Origin of the sequence: Microbacterium allomyrinae (genome assembly GCF_020682705.1) — a bacterium.
Classification (GTDB): Bacteria; Actinomycetota; Actinomycetes; order Actinomycetales; family Microbacteriaceae; genus Microbacterium; species Microbacterium allomyrinae.
In genome coordinates this window covers 474,150-494,509 of record NZ_JAGTTN010000001.1, presented here as the reverse complement: position 1 = coordinate 494,509, position 20,360 = coordinate 474,150, and the positions used below count along the sequence as shown (strand labels likewise).

Genomic DNA, 20,360 nt, shown 5'->3' with positions numbered 1-20,360 from the left:
GAACCGAGCCATTCCAAGGAGTCGCGATGACGACGTGGGAGTACCTCACCACGCCCCTTCTGATCCACAACACCGCCGCTATCCTCAACAACTGGGGCAAGCAGGGCTGGGAGTTGGTGCAGGTCGTTCCCGGCCCCGAGGGCGGGCTGGTCGCGTACCTCAAGCGCCCGTCCGGCGGTGGTCAGGCCAATGCGGGACTGGATGCCGCGGCTCAGGCCGCGCAGCAGTTCGAGGGGGCGTGATCCGGATGACCGTGACAGCACGACTCGCCGAGCTCGGCATCCTTCTTCCCGACGTCGTTCCCCCCGTGGCGGCGTACGTGCCCGCCAAGGCGCACGGAGACCTCGTCTACACCTCCGGCCAGCTGCCGATGATCGCCGGTGCGCTGCCGGCGACCGGCAAGGTCGGCGACGGCCACGGGCTCGTACCCGCGTCGGACGCGAAAGGCTATGCCCGCCAAAGCGCGCTGAACGCGATCGCCGCCGCCGCGGCTGTCGTGGGCGGCGCCGACCGGCTCACGGGCGTGCTCAAGGTCACCGGCTTCGTGGCATCCGTTCCCGAGTTCACCGGTCAGCCCGGCGTGATCAACGGCGCCAGCGAGGTGCTCGGCGAGATCTTCGGCGAGGGGGGCAGACACGCGCGCTCGGCGGTGGGCGTGCCGGTGCTGCCGCTGGACTCGCCCGTCGAGGTCGAGGTCGTCTTCTCGTACGCCTGAGCGGAATCGACAGAGCGGATGCCGTGGCGCCGAGCCACGGCATCCGCTCTGTCGTTGCGCTACTTGACCTGCGCCGAGATCACGCTCATCACGGCCGTGTCGGCGAGCGTGGTGGTGTCGCCCACCTCGCGACCCTCCGCCACGTCGCGCAGGAGCCGGCGCATGATCTTGCCCGAGCGGGTCTTGGGAAGCTCGCCCACGATGTAGACGTCGCGGGGCCGGGCGATCGGGCCGATCTGCTCGCCGACCCACAGGCGCAGGCTCTGCGCGAGACCGTCGGGGGAGTGGGCGTCGAGGTAGGACTGCTTGGCGATCACGAAGGCGACGACAGCCTGGCCGGTGGTCTCGTCCGAGGCCCCCACGACCGCGGCTTCGGCCACGGCCTCGTTGCCCACGAGTGCCGACTCGATCTCGGTCGTCGACAGCCGGTGGCCCGACACGTTCATGACGTCGTCGACGCGCCCGAGCAGCCACACGTCGCCGTCGTCGTCGAGGCGCGCCCCGTCGCCGGCGAAGTAGTAGCCCTGCTGCTGGAACTTCTCCCAGTACGTCTCGACGAAGCGCTCCGGGTCGCCCCAGATCCCGCGCAGCATCGACGGCCAGGGATCGGTGACGACCAGCAGGCCGCCGTTGCCGTTGCCGACATGCGCGCCGTCCTCGTCGACCACGTCGATCGAGATGCCCGGAAGCGGCACCTGCGCCGAGCCGGGCTTGGTCTCGGTGACCCCGGGAAGTGCCGAGATCATCATGGCTCCGGTCTCGGTCTGCCACCACGTGTCGACGATCGGCGCCGTCTTGCCGCCGATGATCTTGCGGTACCACATCCATGCCTCGGGGTTGATGGGCTCGCCCACCGACCCCAGCAGGCGCAGCGACGACAGGTCGAACTGCTTCGGGATCGCTCGGCCGAGCTTCATGAACGAGCGGATGGCCGTGGGCGCGGTGTAGAGGATCGTGACGCCGTACTTCTGGACGATCTCCCACCAGCGGCCCGGATGCGGGGCATCCGGCGTTCCCTCGTACAGCACTTGCGTGGCGCCGTTGGCAAGCGGGCCATAGGTGACATAGGTGTGCCCGGTGATCCAGCCGATGTCGGCGGTGCACCAGTAGACGTCCGTCTCGGGGTGGATGTCGTGGACGACCTTGTTGGTGAACGCGGCCTGCGTCAGGTAGCCCCCCGAGGTGTGCAGGATGCCCTTCGGCTTTCCGGTCGTGCCCGAGGTGTAGAGGATGAAGAGCGGGTTCTCGGCGGGGAACGCCTTGGCCACATGATCGCCGGATGCCGCCGGAACGGCGTCGTGCCACCAGATGTCGCGGCCCTCGCGCCACTCGACCTCGTTGCCGCCGCGCTTCACGACGATCACGTGCTCGACCGTCTCCTGCACGCCCGAGCCGTTGCGGTCGGCAAGCGCCAGGTCGACGGCCGGCTTGAGAGGGGAGACCTTGCCCTTGCGGTAGCCGCCGTCTGCCGTGATCACGAGCTTCGCGCCGCCGTCGTCGAGGCGGGCGCGCAGGCTGTCGGCCGAGAAGCCGCCGAACACGACCGAATGGATGGCGCCGATGCGCGCGACCGCGAGCATCGCCGCGATCGCCTCGGGGATCATCGGCATGTAGATCGCGACGCGGTCGCCCGCCTCGATGCCGAGGCCCTCGAGGACGTTTGCGAGGCGCTTGACCTCGTCGGTGAGCTCGGCGTAGGTCACGCGCCGGTCATCGCCCGGCTCGCCCTCCCACAGCAGGGCGACACGGTCGCCGTTTCCGGCCTCGACATGACGGTCGAGGCAGTTGTAGGCGACGTTGAGCTCGCCGTCGGCGAACCACTGCGCGAACGGGGGATTCGTCCAGTCGAGCACCTCGGTGAACGGCGTGTGCCAGTGCAGGTCGCGGGCCCGGTCGGCCCAGAACCCTTCGCGGTCGGTCTTGGCGCGATCGTAGAGTTCGGCCGTCCCGACGGCGTTCGCGGCGAAATCGGCTGCCGGAGCGAATCGTCGTGTCTCTGTCAGAAGGTGGTCGATCTGGCTGCTCGGGGTCTGATCGTTCGGCGTCTGATTGCTCATGAGAGCCGCTCCTTTGCGGGCTGAGAGGAAGGCCGGAGGACCGGCGAGTCTGCCAGGAAATGTATCCGCACCCCGCCCGGGCGACTACCCCCGATAGTAGGTGCTGACCCCTGCTCCGACTCGGGCGATATATCGGTGAGAATCCTCTCCTTTTCGCTATGAGAGTGTCGAAACCTCGCATAAGCTGTCCCTCGGCCGAACATCGATTCTGGCATTGCGGCGCCCGACGTCACCCCCCGAATTCGGGTTCCGCGCGAGGCGGCATCCCATTCCCCCCATGGGATGCCGCCCCTTTTCTTCTCGTGGCACGCTCTCGAGTGCGGCGGTCCGCTCCTCCACAGCGGTGTCGTCGCGATGATCGTCCACCGGTCCGCGATGGCGCGGCAGGCCCCGCGCCCGTCGCTCTTACGGTCGGATGCATGACCGTTCCCTTTGTCGTCCGACCCCGCGACACCGTGCCTGGCCCCGACCGCGCCCGGCCGCCGGTCTCGGCGCGCGGCGCGGTGGACGCGCGCGGGGCGGGTGGCGCGGGTACGGGTCGCGCGCGAGGCGCCGTCGATGCGACCGGTGGCGCATTCTCGGCGGTGGGGACGGCGGGCCCGTCGGATGCGACGGGCCCGCGCGCGCCGAAGAGGCCCGGGCCGCAGGGCGCGTCTGCGCAGAGCCCGTGGATGCCGGCGCCGCGCAGCCCGGCCGCTGCCGATGCGGCGGCTGAATCTGCGCGGCCGACGCGGCAGATTCCCGAGGAGCGGCATCCGGTCCTCGCTCCACTCGCCGCGTATCTCGATGACCCCGAGGTCACCGACCTGTTCATCAACGGGTCGGCAGGGCTCTTCATCGATCGAGGCGCCGGGTGCACGGTCGTGCGCGAATGGCGCGCCACCGAAGCGGAGGTGCGGGAGCTCGCCGTCGCGCTGATCGGGCTCGGCGGACGTCACATCGACGACGCCTCCCCGTGCGTGGACGTGCGGCTGGAAGGCGGCATCCGCATCCACGCGGTGCTCCCGCCGGTCGCCGCCGAGGGTACGGCGATCTCCATCCGCGTGCCGCGTCTCGCCGATGCGACTCTGGACGATCTGCATACCGCGGGGATGTTCGATGCGGCCACCAGGCGTCTGCTCGGCGACGCCATCGCTCGTCGGACCAACATCCTGGTGTCCGGCGCCGCGGGCGCCGGCAAGACCACCCTGCTCGCAAGCCTCCTGGGCGAGGCGCCGTCGCACGAGCGGATCGTCACGATCGAAGACGTCGCAGAGCTGCGCATCACCCACCCTCATCACATACGGCTCGAAGCGCGCCAGCCCAACCTCGAAGGCGCGGGTGCGATCGGGCTGGCACGTCTCGTCCGCGAGGCGCTGCGCATGCGTCCCGATCGGCTCGTGGTGGGCGAATGCCGCGGCGACGAGGTGCGCGAGCTGCTCTCGGCCCTCAACACCGGCCACGACGGCGGCGCGGGCACCATTCACGCGAACAGTCTGCGCGACGTGCCCGCGCGGCTCGAAGCGCTCGGAGCGCTCGCCGGTCTGGACGACCGCGCTCTCGCACGACAAGTCGCGAGCGCCATCGGCCTGGTGCTGCACGTGGAGCGCGGTGCCGACGGCATTCGCCGCCTCGCCGGGCTCGGCCGCCCGATCGAAGACGCATCCGGACGACTCGCGATGGAGCAGGTGCGTTGGCCCGCCGAGTGAGCGCTCCGGATGCCTCCGCCGCGGCTGAGACCGTGCTCAGGCTCGCGGTGCTGCTTCAGGCGGGCGTCGCGCCGGCGCGTGCCTGGTCGCATCTGGCCGAGTCCGGCGATCCGAGCGCGAGGCGGGTTGTGGCCGGACTGGAGAGCGGAATGCCGCTGAGCGATGCGATCGCCGGTGCGGGACCCGGGGCGTGGCACGACATCGCCGCCGCATGGCGGGTGGCGACCACTGTCGGCGCTCCGCTCGCCGAGAGCCTGCGCGGGCTCGCTTCGGCCCTTCGTGACGCGCAGGAAGCGACCGACGAGATACGCGTGGCTCTGGCCGAGCCGGAGGGCACGGCGAGGTTGATGGCCTGGCTGCCACTGGTCGCCGTCGGCCTCGGCGCCGTGCTCGGCTTCGACACCTTCGGAGTGCTCTTCGGACAGCCGATGGGCATCGCCTGTCTCGTCGCGGGAGCAGCGCTCATCGTCGCCGCGCACCGTTGGACCCGGCGGCTCGTGCGACGTGCGGGCGCGGAAGGCGGAGTGCCTGGGCTCGACGCCGAGCTCCTGGCGATCGCCCTCGGGGGAGGAGTGTCGATCGAGCGCGCGACGGCGATCGTGGGCCGCTCGCGACCGACGGCCGGTCGCGGGGACGATGCGAGTCGATCAGGTGCGGAACCCGGCGGCGACCGGAACGATGGCGACACGCGCACGGGCACGGGTGCCGGTGCCGAACCCGGCGCTCGCGACGGAGCGGGCGAGAGGGCCGGGGTCGGCGCCCCGGACAGAGCGCGGGCCAGCGCGTACGGAAGCCCCGAAGAGGTGCTCGCCCTGTCTCGCGTGGCCGGGGTTCCGGCCGTCGAGCTCCTCCGCGCATCCGCCGCCCACGCGCGGCATCGGGCACGCGTCGATGGGCGGCTGCGCGCCGCGCGGCTGTCATCGCGACTGCTCCTGCCTCTCGGCGTGTGCACTCTGCCCGCGTTCCTGCTGCTCGGCGTCGCTCCCATGCTGCTGAGCGTTATGTCGACCATGCCTCTTTCTTTGTGATGAGCCGCACGAGGCCATCACACCCGACGTGCCCGCCTCTCGAAACCGAAACGGAGACTTCATGTTCATCTCGATTCCGACCCGTCCCGCCAATGCCTCCCCGCACGTGGGGAGCCTGCCGCGACTGACCCGTCACCGTGCCGAACGGCTGTTCGCGGCGTCGAACACCGCTCCGCGGCGCGGCGCTCCCGGCGCCCGTGGCGCTCGCACTGCGGTGCGTGGCATCGCCCGCAGCCTGGCCGACGCGAACGACACCGGAGCCGCAACTGCCGAATACGCCATCGCGACGATGGCCGCTGTCGCCTTCGCGGGATTGCTCGTTGTCATCATGCGTTCCGACGAGGTGCGCGGCATCCTGACCGATCTCGTCCGCCGCGCTCTCACGGTGGCATGACGGGCCGGCGACTCGGCGACGAGCGCGGCTCGGTCGTCGCCGAGTTCGCGGTCGCGCTCCCCGCGGTGGTGCTGGTGCTCACCGTCGGCATCGGGGCGCTGGCCGCGGGGGCCAGGCACGTGCGACTGCAGGACGCGGTGGCCGATGCCGCGCGGCTGAGCGCCCGCGGCGAATCGTCGCAGCGCGTGCACGACGCGGTCGGAGCGGCGGTTCCCGGAGCGGTGGTCGACATCGCCCCTCGCGGCGATCTGGTCTGCGTGACCGCGTCGGCTGCCGCTGTGCTGGGGCTGCGGGTCACGGCCGTCGGATGCGCGCTCGCGGGCGGGCTCTGATGGTGCGAACGAGCTGATGGCCGGTTCCGTCGCTGCCGTCGGACTCGTCGCGGGGATCGCGCTCGCGACGCTCGGACTCGCCGCGGCAGGGTCCGCCGCCGTCGTGGGTCAGCGTCTGGCTTCAGCGGCGGACGCCGCCGCGCTCGCCGCGGCCGATACGGCGTCGGGCGCCGTCGCGGGAGTTCCCTGCGAGCGTGCGGGTGAGCTCGCGGAGACCTTCGGCGCCCGTATCGTGGGGTGCGAGGTCGACGGCCTCATCGCCACGGTGACGGTCTCTCTCCGGTTCGGTCCGGTCTCGGCCGAGACCTCCGCCCGGGCGGGACCGCCGCCCGCATCACATGACCGACCTCCCGATCGGTCACCCTGAGACGTGACTCACAGCCGCCACACCGAGATGCGGAGTGTATGGTTTGCGTCGGAGAAAGGACGCCCCCGTTGGCAGAAGGCAAGAAGCTCGTCATCGTCGAGTCTCCGACGAAGATGAAGTCGATCCAGGGATACCTGGGTGACGGCTACGAGGTGCTCAGCTCGGTCGGGCACATCCGCGATCTCGCGGACAAGAAGGACATCCCGGCCGACAAGAAGGCCGCATTCGGCAAGTATTCGATCGACGTCGACAACGGCTTCGCTCCGTACTACGTCGAGAGCGATCGTGGCAAGAAGACCGTCGCCGAGCTCAAGCGCGCCCTCAAGACCGCCGACGAACTCCTGCTCGCCACCGATGAGGACCGCGAGGGCGAAGCCATCGCGTGGCACCTGCTCGAGACGCTGAAGCCCAAGGTCCCCGTCAAGCGGATGGTGTTCCACGAGATCACCAAGGATGCGATCCAGGCTGCCGTCGGCAACACGCGCGATCTCGACCTGGCACTCGTCGACGCGCAGGAGACCCGTCGCATTCTCGACCGCCTGTACGGGTGGGACGTCAGCCCGGTGCTCTGGTTCAAGGTCCAGCAGGGAACCTCCGCCGGCCGTGTCCAGTCCGCCGCGACCCGCATGGTCGTGGACCGTGAGCGCGAGCGCATGGCGTTCGTCTCCGCGTCGTACTGGGACATCGAGACCACTGCGGCGAAGGGCGCCGACGCGTTCGCCGCCCGGCTCGCCCGCGTCGACGGGGCCGTGCTCGCGCGCGGCACCGACTTCGATGACCGCGGTGAGCTGAAGAAGGCCGTGCTGGTGCTCGACGAGACCGCGGCGCGCGAACTCGCCGCCGCGATCGAGGCGGCGGGCGAGGCATCCGTCTCGAATGTCGAGTCCAAGCCGGGCACACGCAGCCCCAAGGCTCCGTTCACCACCTCGACCATGCAGCAGGAAGCAGGCCGCAAGCTCTCGATGAGCGCCAAGCACGCGATGAGCGTCGCCCAGCGTCTCTACGAGAAGGGCTTCATCACCTATATGCGCACCGACTCGACCGCGCTCAGCACGCAGGCCGTGCAGGCTGCGCGTGAGCAGGCGGTCGCCATGTACGGCGAGAAGGCCGTTCCGCTCAACCCGCGCACCTACGCCAGCAAGAGCAAGAACGCGCAGGAGGCGCACGAGGCGATCCGTCCGTCGGGCGAGACGTTCCGCACCCCGGCATCGGTCTCCGGCGAACTGGACCGCGACGAGCAGCGCCTCTACGACCTCATCTGGAAGCGCACCATGGCGAGCCAGATGTCGGACGCGAAGTACGAGACGACCACGGTGACCCTCGCGGTCGATGCCGGTGGGCGTCACGCCGAGTTCACCGCCTCCGGGACGGTCTACACGTTCAAGGGATTCCTCGAGGCATACGAGGAGGGCCGCGACGAGAAGCGCAGCGACTTCGACAAGTCCGACGACCAGTCGCTGCCGGCTGTCGCAGTCGGCGACGTGCTGCGACTGAAGGACGTCGAGCCCAAGGGGCATGCGACCAGCCCCAAGCCTCGCTACACCGAGGCGAGCCTCGTGAAGGCGCTCGAGGAGAAGGGCATCGGCCGTCCCTCGACGTTCGCCAGCATCATCGACGTCATCCTCAATCGCGGTTACGTCACCAAGCGGGGCCAGGCGCTCATCCCGACCTGGCTCGCGTTCAGCGTCGTGCGCCTGCTCGAGCAGCACTTCGCCGACCTCGTCGACTACGACTTCACTGCCGCTCTCGAGGACGACCTCGATGCGATCGCACGCGGCGAGCAGAAGCGCCAGGACTGGCTGCAGGAGTTCTACTTCGGCTCGGACCAGCACGTAGGCCTGCGCAACATCGTCGACAATCTCGGCGAGATCGATGCGCGCGCGCTGAACTCGACGCCGATCGGCGACGTGGCGACCCTGCGGTTCGGCAAGTACGGTCCGTACCTCGAGCTCGCGGATCCCGCGAACCCGGAGGGCGAGCCGCGCCGGGTGAACATCCCCGAAGACCTCGCGCCCGACGAACTCACGCCGGCGAAGGCGCAGGAGCTCATCGACGCACCGGTCGCGGGCGACCGGGTGCTCGGGGAGAACCCGGCCAACGGCAAGCTCGTCATCGTGAAGGATGGCCGATTCGGCCCGTACGTGCAGGAGATCGACCCGCCCGCCGAGGAGGAGGTCGACGAGGCGACCGGCGAAGTCGTGGCGGTCGAGCCCGAGCCTGCACCCGCGCCGAAGAAGCGTGGAGCGAAGAAGGAAGCAGCGCCGAAGCCTCGCACCGCATCCCTTTTCAAGTCGATGTCGGTCGACACGATCGACCTCGACACCGCGCTGAAGCTGCTCGATCTTCCCCGCACGGTCGGCATCGACCCCGAGACCGAGGCGCCGATCACCGCGCAGAACGGTCGCTACGGTCCGTACCTGAAGAAGGGGACCGACTCGCGCACGTTGCAGAGCGAGCAGCAGATCTTCGACATCACGCTCGATGAGGCGCTCGCCGTGTACGCGCAGCCCAAGTACGGCGCGCGCGGTGCCAGCTCGGCGCTCAAGGAGTTCGAGGCGGACCCCGTGAGCGAGAAGCCGATCAAGATCAAGGACGGCCGCTTCGGCGCGTACGTCACCGATGGCGTGACGAACGTCACGATCCCTCGAGGACAGACGCCCGACGACATCACCTACGAGATCGCCGTGCAGATGCTGGCCGACAAGCGCGCGAAGGGCCCGGCCCCGAAGCGGGCCACGACACGTCGCACGACGACGACGAAGAAGGCCCCGGCGAAGAAGTGACGGACGGCTCTCCGGTCCCCGCGCCGCGGCCGTCCACTGAGACTGTCGAAGAGCCGCGGTCGAGCAGAGGACTCTTCGTCACGCTCGAAGGCGGCGACGGCGTCGGCAAGACGACCCAGGCGGCGCTTCTCCAGGAGTGGCTGACGGATGCCGGACGCACGGTCGTGCGCACCCGAGAGCCCGGGGGCACCGAGGTGGGGCTGCTGATCCGCGACATCGTGCTGCACCATCGCGGCGAGGTCGCTCCGCGCGCGGAGGCACTGCTGTACGCCGCGGACCGTGCGCACCACATCGCGACCGTGGTGCGCCCTGCGCTCGCGCGCGGCGAAGTCGTGATCCAGGACCGCTACATCGACTCGTCCGTCGCCTACCAGGGCGCCGGGCGGGTGCTCGGACGCGACGAGGTGCGGGAACTCTCGCTGTGGGCGACTGAGGGGCTGCTTCCCGACCTCACGGTGCTGCTCGATCTCGATCCGTCGGTCGCGCGGGCACGCCTCGATGCCGACGACAAGCCCTTCGACAGGCTCGAGGCCGAGAAGGAGTCCTTCCACGCGCGCGTGCGTGCGGAGTTCCTGACGCTCGCCGCCGCCGAGCCGGACCGGTTCCTCGTGCTCGACGCGGCGATTCCCGCCGCCGAACTCGCCGCCGTCGTGCGCGACCGCATCGCCACGCTGCTCGGCTGAGCCCGGTTCCCACCCCGCCGAGAACAGGTGCTCCGGCGAGGACGGGTGAGTGTCGCCCCTGATCATCCTGTGCACGTGGGAACTTCTGTCGCGCACGACGGGTGGCCGAGGCCGTGCCGACGATGACGCCCGGCGGAGTCGGGGGCGACGGTTAGGCTGGGCGGGATGGATGCCTCGACTCACCCCGCGACGGACCACGCCGCCGTGGACTCCGTTCCGTGGGGTGCGGTGTGGGGGCAGGATGCGGCCGTCAGGGCGCTCCAGGACGCAGCATCCGATCCCGGCTCGATGACCCACGCGTGGCTCATCACCGGCCCGCCCGGCTCCGGCCGCTCCACGCTCGCCTACGCGTTCGCGGCTGCGCTGATCGCCGAGCCGACCGGCGGTCCGGCGGCCGAGCAGGCCATGCGCCAGGTGCTCGCCGGAACCCATCCGGATCTCGCAGCTCTGCGCACCGAGGGCGTCATCATCTCGATCAAGGACGCGCGGGCCCTCGTCGAACGCTCGTACTTCGCGCCGTCGCTGGGCCGGTATCGGGTGATCGTCATGGAAGACGCCGACCGCATGACCGAGCGCACCTCGAACGTGCTGCTGAAGGCGCTCGAAGAACCGCCCGAGCGCACCGTGTGGGTATTGTGCGCACCGAGCGATGCGGATCTGCTGCCCACAATTCGGTCGCGCGTGCGCACGCTGCGCCTGCGAGAGCCCGACATCGACGACGTCGCGCGGCTGATCGTGCAGCGCACCGGCGCCGACCCGATGGTCGCCGAGCAGTCCGCGCGGCACGCGCAGCGCCACATCGGCATGGCGCAGCGACTGGCGACGGATGCCGCGGCCCGCGCGCGCCGCGACACGATGCTGCGTGCCGTGCTCCGTGTGCGCGGGGTCGGCGACGCCGTGGAGGTCGCCGGGGCGATGGTGGCCGCCGCCACCGACGACGCGAAGGCGCTCACGGCCGAGCGCGACGAGGCCGAGCGCTCGTCGCTGCTGCGCACGCTCGGCATCGCCGAGGGCGCCGCAGTGCCGCCCGCGGTGCGATCGCAGCTGTCGGCGCTCGAAGACGAGCAGAAGCGCCGAGCGACACGCAGCCTCCGCGACGGCATCGATCGCGTGCTCACCGACCTCGAGTCGATGTTCCGCGACGTGCTGATGCTGCAGTTCGGTCGCGACGCCGACCTGATCAATCGCGAACTTGAGCCCGACCTTCGCGCCCTCGCGGCCGCCTGGACGGCGGAGCGCACCCTCACCGTCGTCGACCGCATCGGCGAGACGCGTGAAAACCTCGAGTTCAACGCCGCTCCCACCCTCGCCCTCGAGAGCATGCTCGTGACAGTCGCGAGCGGAAGGATCCCGTGAACCCCTCCCGATCCGTCGGCGTGCGCCGATTCCGTCGCCTCAGCGCCGTCGTCGCGGTGCTCGCCGCGGCTTCTCTCGCCCTGAGCGGCTGCCTGTACGCGGCCATCCCCGACGCCGCTCCCCGCCCTACGTCGAGCAAGTCGCCCGCCACGGACGGCACCGACCCGGCGTTCCTGCCGTTCTACGAGCAGGACCTCGCGTGGACGGACTGCGACGGCTTCGACTGTGCGACGGTGACGGCGCCGCTGGATTGGACCGACGCCGAGGCGGGAGAGATCGAACTCTCGGTGATCCGCAGCAGAGCCGAGGGCGGCGAGCCGATCGGGTCTCTGCTGACGAACCCCGGTGGTCCCGGCGCCAGCGGCGTCGGCCTCATCCGCGATTCGCTCTCGTTCGCGGTCGGCGATGCGGTGCGCCAGCGCTTCGACGTGATCGGGTTCGACCCGCGGGGCGTCGGCGAATCCACTGCGGTGCGCTGCTTCGACGCGACCGAGATGGACTCGTACCTGTTCGACATCCCTGCCGGCACCCGCGGAACGGATGCCTGGACGGACGAGCTGCTCGCCAAGCACGCCTCGTTCGCGCAAGCGTGCGAGGCGAACAGCGACGGCATCCTCCCCTTCATCACGACCGATAATGCGGCGCGAGACATGGACCTGCTGCGCGCAGTGCTGGGCGACAGCGAGCTCTATTACCTTGGTTACTCGTACGGCACGTTCCTGGGGGCGACGTACGCGAAGCTCTTCCCCGAACATGTCGGGCGGCTCGTCCTCGACGGTGCGATCGATCCGTCGATCCCCGGACTCGATGTCGGCACGACCCAGGGCGTCGGATTCGAATCAGCCTTGCGCGCTTACATGGCCGACTGCCTTCAGGACGACGAATGTCCGTTCCGCGGTACGGTCGACGAGGCCATGGCCGACCTCGGCACGCTCCTGGCGAGCGTCGACCGCGACCCGATCCCGAACTCGGACGGGCGGATGCTGGGCGCGGACTCGCTGATGACGGCGATCGTCGCGGCGCTGTACTCGCAGGACAGCTGGAGCTATCTCACCATCGCCCTCACCGACGCGCTCGCCGGCGACGCCGAGGTCGCGTTCCTGCTGGCGGATTTCTACTACAACCGCGAGGACGGCCAGTACCTCGACAACTCGACCGAGGCGTTCCGTGCGTACAACTGCATGGACTACCCGGTCGATGCGACGCCCGAGGAGACGGCCGCGGCGGAGGCGAAGCTGAACGCCGAGGCGCCGACGGTGGCGCCGTACTGGGCGGGGCCGGATCCGTGCGAGGTGTGGGCGTACCCGGCGACCGGCGTGCGTGAGCGCATCACCGCTGAGGGTGCGGCGCCGATCGTCGTCGTCGGCACGACGAACGATCCTGCGACCCCGTACGAGTGGTCGGTCTCGCTCGCGGAACAGTTGGCATCGGGAGTGCTCGTCACGCGTGTCGGCGAGGGCCACACCGGCTACAACAAGGGCAACGCCTGCGTCGACGGTGCGATCGAGGCGTACCTCATCGACGGCACGGTACCCGAAGACGGTCTGCGCTGCGAATAGCGGCGCCTCGACTGTTCCCGGGAGCGGGAGGTCTCAGCGGCGCAGCACGCGCCGTGCGAGGCCGTTGCCGAGGAACTGCACGGCCTGCACGATCACGATGATCACGAGCACGGCGGCCCACGTGACCCACGGGTTGAACTGCTTGAAGCCGTAGACGATCGCGAACTCGCCGAGGCCGCCGGCCGCGACCGCGCCGGCGATCGCGGTCATGTCGACGAGGGCGACGACGATGAACGTGTAGCCGAGGATCAGGGGTCCGAGTGCCTCGCGGGGGAGCAGACCGAACAGGATCCGCGTGCGGCTCGCCCCCGTCGCGCGTGCGGCCTCGATCACGCCGGGGCGCACGGTGAGGAGGTTCTGCTCCACGATGCGACTGATCGCGAACAGCGACGCGATCGTGATCGCGAAGATGCCGAACTCGGGGCCGATGCCGGGGATGCCGACACTCCGCGCGATCGGCTGCACCGCAGCGAGGAGGATCACGAACGGAATCGGTCGGAAGAAGTTGACGATCACGTTGATCGTCCCGAACAGGAACCGGTTCGGGAACAGGCTGCCTTCGCGCGTCGAATAGAGCGCCAGCCCCACGAGCAGGCCGGCGATCCCGCCGAAGATGAGGCTGAACGACACGACGTACAGCGTCTCGGCAGTGGCCGCCCACAGCTCTGGCAGCAGATCGATGAGCCTATCCACGGACGTCCTCCTCGATCAGGGGCGCGAACGCCGATGCGGTGTCGATAGCCTTCTGCACGGCATCCGACTCTCCCGTCAGCGCGAGCGAGAGATGGCCGAACACTCGGCCCCGGATGTCGTTGATGCCCCCGTGGATGAGTTCGAACCGCACCCCGTGCGACGACAGCGTCGCGAAGATGTCGGCCTGCGTGACGTCTCCGTCGCGGATGGTGAAGGTCACGATGCGCCCCGGATGCCGTGAGTGGAGGGTGCGCAGCTGCTCGCCCACCGGCACGTCCTCGATGATGCTCGCCACGAAGCGCTTGGTCGCGGCGTGCTGCGGCGCCGACAGGACATCGAACACGGCGCCGCTCTCGATGATGCGGCCGCTCTCCATCACGACCACGCGGTCGGCGAGCGTGCGGATCACATCCATCTCGTGGGTGATCACGAGGATCGTGACCCCGAGCTCCTGGTTGACGCGCTTCAGCAGCGCGAGGACCTCTTGCGTCGTATCGGGGTCGAGAGCGCTGGTCGCCTCGTCGGCGAGCAGGATCCTCGGGCTGGTGGCGAGGGCGCGGGCGATGCCGACCCGCTGCTTCTGCCCGCCGGACAGCTGCTCCGGGTAGTTCTTCGCCTTGTCGGCGAGGCCGACGAATCGCAGCAGCTCGTCAACCCTCGCGGTGATCTCGGCGCGCGGGCGGCGGGCGACCTCGAGAGGGTAGGCCACGTTCTTGGCCACCGTCCGCGAGTCGAAGAGGTTGAACTGCTGGAAGATCATGCCGATGTCGCCACGGAGCGTTCGCAGTTCGCGTTCGGGCAGCCGGGTGATGTCGGTGCCGTCGATCTCGACCGATCCGCCGGTGGGGGTTTCGAGCGCGTTCACGAGGCGGAGCACCGTGCTCTTGCCCGCGCCCGAGTACCCGATGATTCCGCACACCTCACCGGCGTCGACGGCGAGAGAGACGTCGTCGACAGCGACGACGGGAGCCGCGTCCTTCGAAGATGCGGGGTACGACTTGGTGACGCCGTTCAGGCGGATGAGGGTCATGGTCGGCTCCTCGGGAGAACACGCGTGTGCGGCCCGCTCGCGCGAAAGCGCTGAACGGACCGCACGCGAAGGGATGTCACTGGTTGGCGCGGATGTCTTCCTCGACGTCGCTGAGCGACGCGACGAGGTCGTCGACCGGCGTCTTCACGAGCACCGCGGTGCCACCCGAGGCCTCCTGCAGTCCGTCAGTGACGGCCTGGGTGTTCTGGAAGATCTCGACGAGCTTCAGGTACGTGGGGTTGTCGGCGTCTTCGGCCTTGGCGGCGAAGATGTTGATGTACGGGAACGCGGTCGGGTCCGACGGGTCGTCGGTGGCGATGGCGTCCTCGAAGCTCAGACCGGCGTCCTCGACGAAGTCGTTGTTGATGATCGCCGCGGCGACGTCGGGGAGCGAGGTCGCGGTGAACGCGGCGTCCAGCGCCTCGACGGTGACCTTCGACTCGGGGAGCACATCGGCGACGGTCGAGAAGATCGATCCGCCGTCCTCGAGCTCGATGAGCCCGGCGGACTGGAGCACGAGGAGGCCACGGGCCTGGTTGGATTCGTCGTTCGGGACGGCCACCGTCGAGCCCTCGGGGATGTCGTCCACCGAGGTGTACTGCGAGGAGTACAGGCCGAGGGGGTAGATCGCGGTCGAGCCGATGGGCTGAAGGTCATCGTCGGCCTGCACGTTGTATGTCGCGAGGTAGATGATGTGCTGGAACTGGTTGAGATCCAGCTCGTCCGCCGACAGGGCCGGGTTGGGCTGGGTGTACTCGCTGAAATCGATGAGCTCGACCTCGATGCCCTCTTCGGCTGCCGCCTCGACGTAGGTGTCCCAGTACGGGTCTCCGGCGCCGACGACGCCGATGCGCACGACCTCGTCCGCGTTGTCGGTGGCTTCGCCCGAACCGGCGTCGGCACTGTTTCCGGCACAGCCGGCGAGCACGAGGGCGAGGGGGAGGGCCAGTGCGGCCGCGGCTACGAACTTCTTCGACATGATTGCTGCTCCTGTGGATCGAGGTCCGTGAGCGGCGGAGAGACCGCCCGCGCGATCTGCAGGACCGCGCTCGCTGCATCGCGGACCGGATACGAACCTACGTCGAGCGGCTGCGGCGCTCGAATCGAGCCGTAACACGTCGACACCGAGTCCGGTCGGCACCGGCACTGAGGTCCGCGGCAAGAGTGGTCCCGGGCGCTGGTTCGCGAGCACCTCTGCGAGCCTGTAAGATCGTTGATCGTGCATAGCGCAAGCTAAGCGCGCCACCTTAGCTCAGTCGGCAGAGCGATTCACTCGTAATGAATAGGTCAAGGGTTCGATTCCCTTAGGTGGCTCAGAACCGGAAGCGGCCGCGCCAGTAGCGGCCGTTTTCCGTATCCGAAGGACGGTGGTCAGCGGTGCCGGATCAGGCCATCGATGCCGTCGCCGAGATCTTCTCGTGGGTCGGATTCGGCCTGGGTGCGCTGCTGGCCGGTGTCGCGCTCGTGATGTATCTGATCGATGGCACCTGGGTGCCCACTCGCGCCGTGGTCGAGCATCCGGAAGACCCCGCCGACGGGCCGCTGGTGCGCTGGTTCGATGAGGACGGCGGAGTCAATCAGGCACGGCTCTCCCACGAGCAGGAGCGCGCCGTGGCGGGCCACGACATGACCGACATCTTCTACCGCAGGGGCGCGCGCAACCGCATGCGGCTGACGCAGGGCTCGCCCGCGGTCCGAGCGGTCATGCTGCTCGCGGTCGGGCTGCTCACGGTCGGCGTGCTCTCGCTGGCGGCGTCGCTCGTCCTGCTCTTCATCCGAGGCTGACCGGCCTCGGCCGGATGCCCTCGGCGCGGCCTCCCGTCGACGTTCAGGCGAGGGCGAGCATGCCGCCCGCGACCAGGGCGAGTGCCAGGCCCAGCCACTGCACCGCCGCGACGCGTTCGCGAAGCACGAGGGCCGCGAGCAGGATCGTGCCCGCGGGGTAGAGCGCGGTGAGCGCCGACACGATCGACAGGTCGCCGGCGCGCAGGGCGACGAGCATGAGGGCGTTGGCGGCGGCATCCGTCACTCCGCACACGACCGCGAGCCACCACGCGCGCGTCCGGGTGATCCGCACGTCGATGCCCGTGGTGCCCGCATGCTCGAGGTCGGCGTGGCCGGTGGGTGTCGCGCCGAGGGGCGCGCCGTCGACGGCGAGCACGGACGCCGCGCCACGCCCGCGCCGCACTGCGATGAGAGCGAGGATGCCGACGATAGCCGCGGTCACGACGAAGCTGGTCGCGCGGCTCGTGACGAGCGGTACGAGCCCGCTCGCCGCGCTGGTCTGGTCGACCACGATCAGGAAGGCGCCGATCGCGAGCCCTGCTCCGACAGCCATCAGCAGCCCGCGCGGGCGGGGACGCACGATCTGCTGACCGGGTATGAAGCCGACGAGCACCACCGCGACCAGCGCGACGGCCAGCCCCGCGTACCCGACCGGGGCGAGGGTGTCGCCGTTGACGAGAAGTCCCCAGAGCATCGGGGCGATGGCCGAGACGACGGCGGTGAGGGGCGACAGGATGCTCATGGGGCCGATCGCGAGGCACGCGTACAGCAGCGCGATCGCGGCGACGCCCACGAGGCCGGCGAGGACGCCCCACAGCACATCGGCCGTCGACCACACCCCGCCGAGCAGCGGGAGACTGATGGCCAGCGCGACCAATCCGGACAAGGCGGCGATACAGGTCACGACGATCGATCGCAGGCGCTTCGCGGCCAGCCCGCCGAGGAAATCGGCGGCGCCGTACACGATGGCGCCGACAAGGGCGAGGGCTGCGGAGATCATCGCCCTCTGCATAGGAGCGAGGATGAGCTCATATTCGCTAGATAAGCTAGCTATATGACGACGCCCCATCATGCACGCCGCGAGCCGACCCGTTGGCTGCGGATCGGCATCCCGGTCTTTCTCGTTCTCCTCTGGCTGGTGGGCGGCTCGATCGGTGGACCGTTCTTCGGCAAGGTCGACGAGGTGTCATCCAACGACCGGTCGTCGTTCCTGCCCGCGAGCGCGGATGCCACACAGGTCAACGAGATGCTGCCCGGCTTCCTCGGCGACGACAGCATCCCGGCGGTGGTCGTCGTGTCAGGCGACGAGGCGCTGACGGACGCGCAGGTCGCCGACCTTCAGACTCTCTCCGATGACATCGCGGCGATCGATGGAGTGCTGGAGGGCGTCTCGCCGCCGATCGCGTCGGACGACGGCGAAGCGGTGCAGATCTTCGTGCCCATCGATGCGTCGGGTGAAGTCCGCGAAGTCGTCGAGGAGATCCGCGCCTTTGTCGCAGAGGACCTTCCCGCCGGACTCGAAAGCTGGGTCACCGGTCCCGCGGGCTTCACCGCCGACCTCGTCGCCGGCTTCCTCGGCATCGACGGACTGCTACTGGCGGTCGCCCTCATCGCCGTCTTCGTCATCCTGGTGATCGTCTACCGCTCGCCGCTGCTGCCGGTGCTCGTGCTGCTGACATCGGTGTTCGCGCTGTGCGTCGCGCTCCTGACCGTCTGGTGGCTCGCGAAGGCCGGGATCGTCGTGCTGAACGGGCAGGTGCAGGGAATCCTCTTCATCCTGGTGATCGGCGCCGCGACCGACTACGCCCTGCTCTACGTGGCCCGGTTCCGGGAGGCCGTCGCCGACGGGGCAAGACGATGGGATGCCACGACCAAGGCGTGGCGCGGAGCCTTCGAGCCGATCATCGCCTCGGGCGGCACGGTCATCGCGGGGCTGCTGTGCCTGCTCCTGTCGGACCTCGCGACGAACCGCGCCCTCGGCCCGATCGCTTCGATCGGCATCGCGTTCTCGGTGCTATCGGCGCTGACCTTCCTTCCGGCATTGCTGGCGCTCGTGGGGCGGGCGGCGTTCTGGCCGTTCATCCCCACCGCGCCGCTCGCCATGATCCCCGACGACCTCGAGCAGCCCGTGAAGGGACTGTGGCCGCGTCAGGCGCGCTTCGTCGCTCGCCACGCGCGTGCGGTGTGGGTCGTGTGCACAGTGGTGCTGCTGGCCGGCGCCTTCGGCATCACCCAGCTCCAGGCCGACGGCGTGCCCTCGAGCGACCTGGTGCTCGGAGCCTCCGAGGCCCGCGACGGCCAGGACGTGCTCGGGGAGCACTTCCCCGCCGGGTCGGGGAGCCCCGTCTATGTCATCGTGCCCGAGGAGGACCTCGCCGAGACGGTCGGAGTGCTGAACGCTTCGAACGGCATCGAGGCGGTCGCGGTGGCATCCGAGGACTCGCCCACGGGCCAGGCGACCGTCGAGATCGAAGACGGCGACCCGGTGCTCACCGTGGTGGGGCCGCCCGGGACCGCCGCTCCCGAGCCCACCGTCTCGGAGGGCGACGTGCTTCTGATCGCGACGCTGACGGATGCTGCGGACTCGGTCGCCGCCGAAGACACCGTGCGCGCTCTCCGGGTGGACCTCGACGACGCCCTGGGCGAGGGAACGGCGCTGGTGGGCGGCGAGACCGCCACCGACATCGATACCAACGACACCTCCACGCGCGACCGCACCGTCATCATCCCGGTGATCCTCGCGGTCATCCTGGTGATCCTCATGCTGCTGCTGCGATCGATCGTCGCGCCGCTGCTGCTGATCGGCACCGTGATCCTGTCGTTCGCCACCGCGCTCGGGGTGAGTGCCGTGGTCTTCAACGAAGTGCTCGGGTTCCCGGGGGCCGACCCCGCCGTTCCGCTGTACGGCTTCGTCTTCCTCGTGGCACTGGGCGTCGACTACAACATCTTCCTGATGTCGAGGGTGCGCGAGGAATCCCTCGTCCACGGCACGAGACGGGGCATCCTGCGCGGCCTCGTCGCCACCGGCGGGGTGATCACCTCGGCAGGACTCGTGCTCGCTGCGACCTTCGCCGCGCTCGGCGTCATCCCGATCCTCTTTCTCGCCCAGATCGCCTTCATCGTCGCATTCGGCGTGCTGCTGGACACCTTCGTCGTACGCTCGCTGCTGGTGCCAGCCCTGTCGTATGACATCGGCCGGGCGATCTGGTGGCCGTCGAAGCTGGGTCGTCGGGGCCGAGCAGAGCCGGACGAAACGGACCGGCGTACCCTGGAATCATGAGCAAGGCACTGTTCATCGTCGACGTCCAGAACGATTTCACCGAGGGCGGAGCGCTCGGCGTGGCCGGCGGAGACGCCGTCGCCGAACGCATCTCGAGATTCCTCGTTACTCACGCGGAGGAGTACGCCCTCGTCATCGCGTCGCGCGACTGGCACGACGCCGACAACGACAACGGCGGTCATTTCGCCGCCGGCACGCCCGACATGGTCGATACCTGGCCGGTGCACTGCGTGAGCGGCACCGAGGGCGCGCAGTACGACCCCGGTCTCGACACGGCTGCGGTGACCCACCACGTCAAGAAGGGACAGGGCAAGCCCGCCTACTCGCTCTTCGAGGGCACCACCGACGATGGGGTCACCGTCGCGCACCTCCTCGACGAGCACGGCGTGGTCGAGGTCGACATCACGGGGATCGCAACCGACTACTGCGTGCGGGCATCCGCCCTCGACGCGATCGAGCACGGCCGCCACGTGCGCGTCCTCACCGATCTCGTCGCCGGTGTCGCGGTCGACTCCAGCGAGGCGGCACTGGCGGAGCTCGCCCATGCCGGTGCAGAACTCGTCGCGGCGGAAGGCTGACGACCGGATCGGACGTCACGCAGAACGCGATC

General features: G+C 69.5%; 19 protein-coding genes and 1 tRNA gene. 15 read left to right on the top strand and 5 right to left on the bottom strand.

All coding sequences use genetic code 11. The features are described from left to right. Positions 1 to 26 precede the first annotated feature (26 nt). Together sp36 and KEC57_RS02330 are read left to right on the top strand one after the other, a co-directional pair. Complete coding sequence (sp36, locus tag KEC57_RS02335; protein ID WP_229382896.1) at positions 27 to 242, top strand: Sp36 family protein; 216 nt, start codon at positions 27 to 29, stop codon at positions 240 to 242. A 5-nt stretch (positions 243 to 247) separates the two neighbouring features. Beyond that, entirely contained in the window at positions 248 to 715 is a 468-nt protein-coding gene (locus tag KEC57_RS02330) for a RidA family protein (protein WP_229382895.1), read from the top strand. Positions 716 to 774: 59 nt separating this feature from the next. Here the strand turns inward: KEC57_RS02330 and acs are convergent, their stop codons facing one another. Further along, positions 775 to 2,772 carry an acetate--CoA ligase gene (gene acs / locus KEC57_RS02325; protein ID WP_229382894.1) on the bottom strand — a complete coding sequence of 666 codons (1,998 nt, stop codon included), beginning with the start codon at positions 2,770 to 2,772 and terminating at the stop codon, positions 775 to 777. 671 nt (positions 2,773 to 3,443) lie between these two features. On the opposite strand from acs, the gene KEC57_RS02320 reads away from it, so the two are divergent. The 9 genes from KEC57_RS02320 (at position 3,444) to KEC57_RS02280 (ending at position 12,962) form a co-directional block, all read left to right on the top strand. After that, the gene (locus KEC57_RS02320) at positions 3,444 to 4,460 is read left to right on the top strand and encodes a TadA family conjugal transfer-associated ATPase (RefSeq protein WP_229383671.1); all 1,017 of its coding nucleotides are present in this window, start codon (positions 3,444 to 3,446) and stop codon (positions 4,458 to 4,460) included. After that, entirely contained in the window at positions 4,445 to 5,488 is a 1,044-nt protein-coding gene (locus KEC57_RS02315; RefSeq protein ID WP_229382893.1) for a type II secretion system F family protein, read from the top strand. The genes KEC57_RS02320 and KEC57_RS02315 overlap by 16 nt, the downstream gene beginning before the upstream one ends. A gap of 214 nt (positions 5,489 to 5,702) precedes the next feature. Beyond that, positions 5,703 to 5,882 (top strand): DUF4244 domain-containing protein, encoded by a 180-nt coding sequence (locus KEC57_RS02310; protein ID WP_229383670.1) that lies wholly within the window; start codon positions 5,703 to 5,705, stop codon positions 5,880 to 5,882. Next, positions 5,879 to 6,214, top strand: a complete 336-nt coding sequence (locus KEC57_RS02305; RefSeq protein ID WP_229382892.1) for a TadE family type IV pilus minor pilin — start codon at positions 5,879 to 5,881, stop codon at positions 6,212 to 6,214. Before KEC57_RS02310 ends, KEC57_RS02305 begins: the two co-directional genes overlap by 4 nt. 16 nt (positions 6,215 to 6,230) lie before the next feature. Then, complete coding sequence (locus KEC57_RS02300) at positions 6,231 to 6,581, top strand: Rv3654c family TadE-like protein (protein ID WP_229382891.1); 351 nt, start codon at positions 6,231 to 6,233, stop codon at positions 6,579 to 6,581. Positions 6,582 to 6,649: 68 nt separating this feature from the next. Further along, complete coding sequence (topA, locus tag KEC57_RS02295; RefSeq protein ID WP_229382890.1) at positions 6,650 to 9,364, top strand: type I DNA topoisomerase; 2,715 nt, start codon at positions 6,650 to 6,652, stop codon at positions 9,362 to 9,364. Further along, positions 9,361 to 10,047, top strand: coding sequence for a dTMP kinase (tmk, locus tag KEC57_RS02290; protein WP_229382889.1), 687 nt, complete (start codon positions 9,361 to 9,363; stop codon positions 10,045 to 10,047). The genes topA and tmk overlap by 4 nt, the downstream gene beginning before the upstream one ends. Positions 10,048 to 10,212: 165 nt before the next feature. Then, entirely contained in the window at positions 10,213 to 11,403 is a 1,191-nt protein-coding gene (locus tag KEC57_RS02285) for a DNA polymerase III subunit delta' (protein ID WP_229382888.1), read from the top strand. After that, a complete protein-coding gene (locus KEC57_RS02280; RefSeq protein WP_229382887.1) occupies positions 11,400 to 12,962 on the top strand; it encodes an alpha/beta hydrolase in 1,563 nt (520 codons plus the stop codon). The genes KEC57_RS02285 and KEC57_RS02280 overlap by 4 nt, the downstream gene beginning before the upstream one ends. 33 nt (positions 12,963 to 12,995) lie before the next feature. On the opposite strand, the gene KEC57_RS02275 is transcribed toward KEC57_RS02280, so the two are convergent. The 3 genes from KEC57_RS02275 to KEC57_RS02265 form a co-directional block, all read right to left on the bottom strand. Next, positions 12,996 to 13,655 (bottom strand): methionine ABC transporter permease, encoded by a 660-nt coding sequence (locus KEC57_RS02275; RefSeq protein WP_229382886.1) that lies wholly within the window; start codon positions 13,653 to 13,655, stop codon positions 12,996 to 12,998. Beyond that, positions 13,648 to 14,685, bottom strand: a complete 1,038-nt coding sequence (locus tag KEC57_RS02270; protein WP_229382885.1) for a methionine ABC transporter ATP-binding protein — start codon at positions 14,683 to 14,685, stop codon at positions 13,648 to 13,650. The genes KEC57_RS02275 and KEC57_RS02270 overlap by 8 nt, the downstream gene beginning before the upstream one ends. Before the next feature lie 76 nt (positions 14,686 to 14,761). Next, on the bottom strand, positions 14,762 to 15,664 hold the full coding sequence (locus KEC57_RS02265) for a MetQ/NlpA family ABC transporter substrate-binding protein (protein WP_229382884.1): 903 nt from the start codon (positions 15,662 to 15,664) through the stop codon (positions 14,762 to 14,764). Between the two features lie 262 nt (positions 15,665 to 15,926). Between KEC57_RS02265 and KEC57_RS02260 the strand changes: the two genes are divergently transcribed. Both KEC57_RS02260 and KEC57_RS02255 read left to right on the top strand, forming a co-directional pair. Continuing rightward, positions 15,927 to 15,999, top strand: a tRNA-Thr gene (locus tag KEC57_RS02260). Positions 16,000 to 16,062: 63 nt separating this feature from the next. Beyond that, positions 16,063 to 16,470 (top strand): hypothetical protein, encoded by a 408-nt coding sequence (locus KEC57_RS02255; protein WP_229382883.1) that lies wholly within the window; start codon positions 16,063 to 16,065, stop codon positions 16,468 to 16,470. 43 nt (positions 16,471 to 16,513) lie between these two features. Here KEC57_RS02255 and KEC57_RS02250 read toward each other — a convergent pair whose 3' ends face one another. Continuing rightward, the gene (locus KEC57_RS02250; RefSeq protein ID WP_229382882.1) at positions 16,514 to 17,470 is read right to left on the bottom strand and encodes an EamA family transporter; all 957 of its coding nucleotides are present in this window, start codon (positions 17,468 to 17,470) and stop codon (positions 16,514 to 16,516) included. Positions 17,471 to 17,524: 54 nt separating this feature from the next. Between KEC57_RS02250 and KEC57_RS02245 the strand changes: the two genes are divergently transcribed. Continuing rightward, entirely contained in the window at positions 17,525 to 19,750 is a 2,226-nt protein-coding gene (locus KEC57_RS02245) for an MMPL family transporter (protein ID WP_229382881.1), read from the top strand. Beyond that, a complete protein-coding gene (locus tag KEC57_RS02240) occupies positions 19,747 to 20,328 on the top strand; it encodes an isochorismatase family protein (protein ID WP_229382880.1) in 582 nt (193 codons plus the stop codon). The genes KEC57_RS02245 and KEC57_RS02240 overlap by 4 nt, the downstream gene beginning before the upstream one ends. The last annotated feature ends 32 nt before the right edge of the window (positions 20,329 to 20,360 follow it).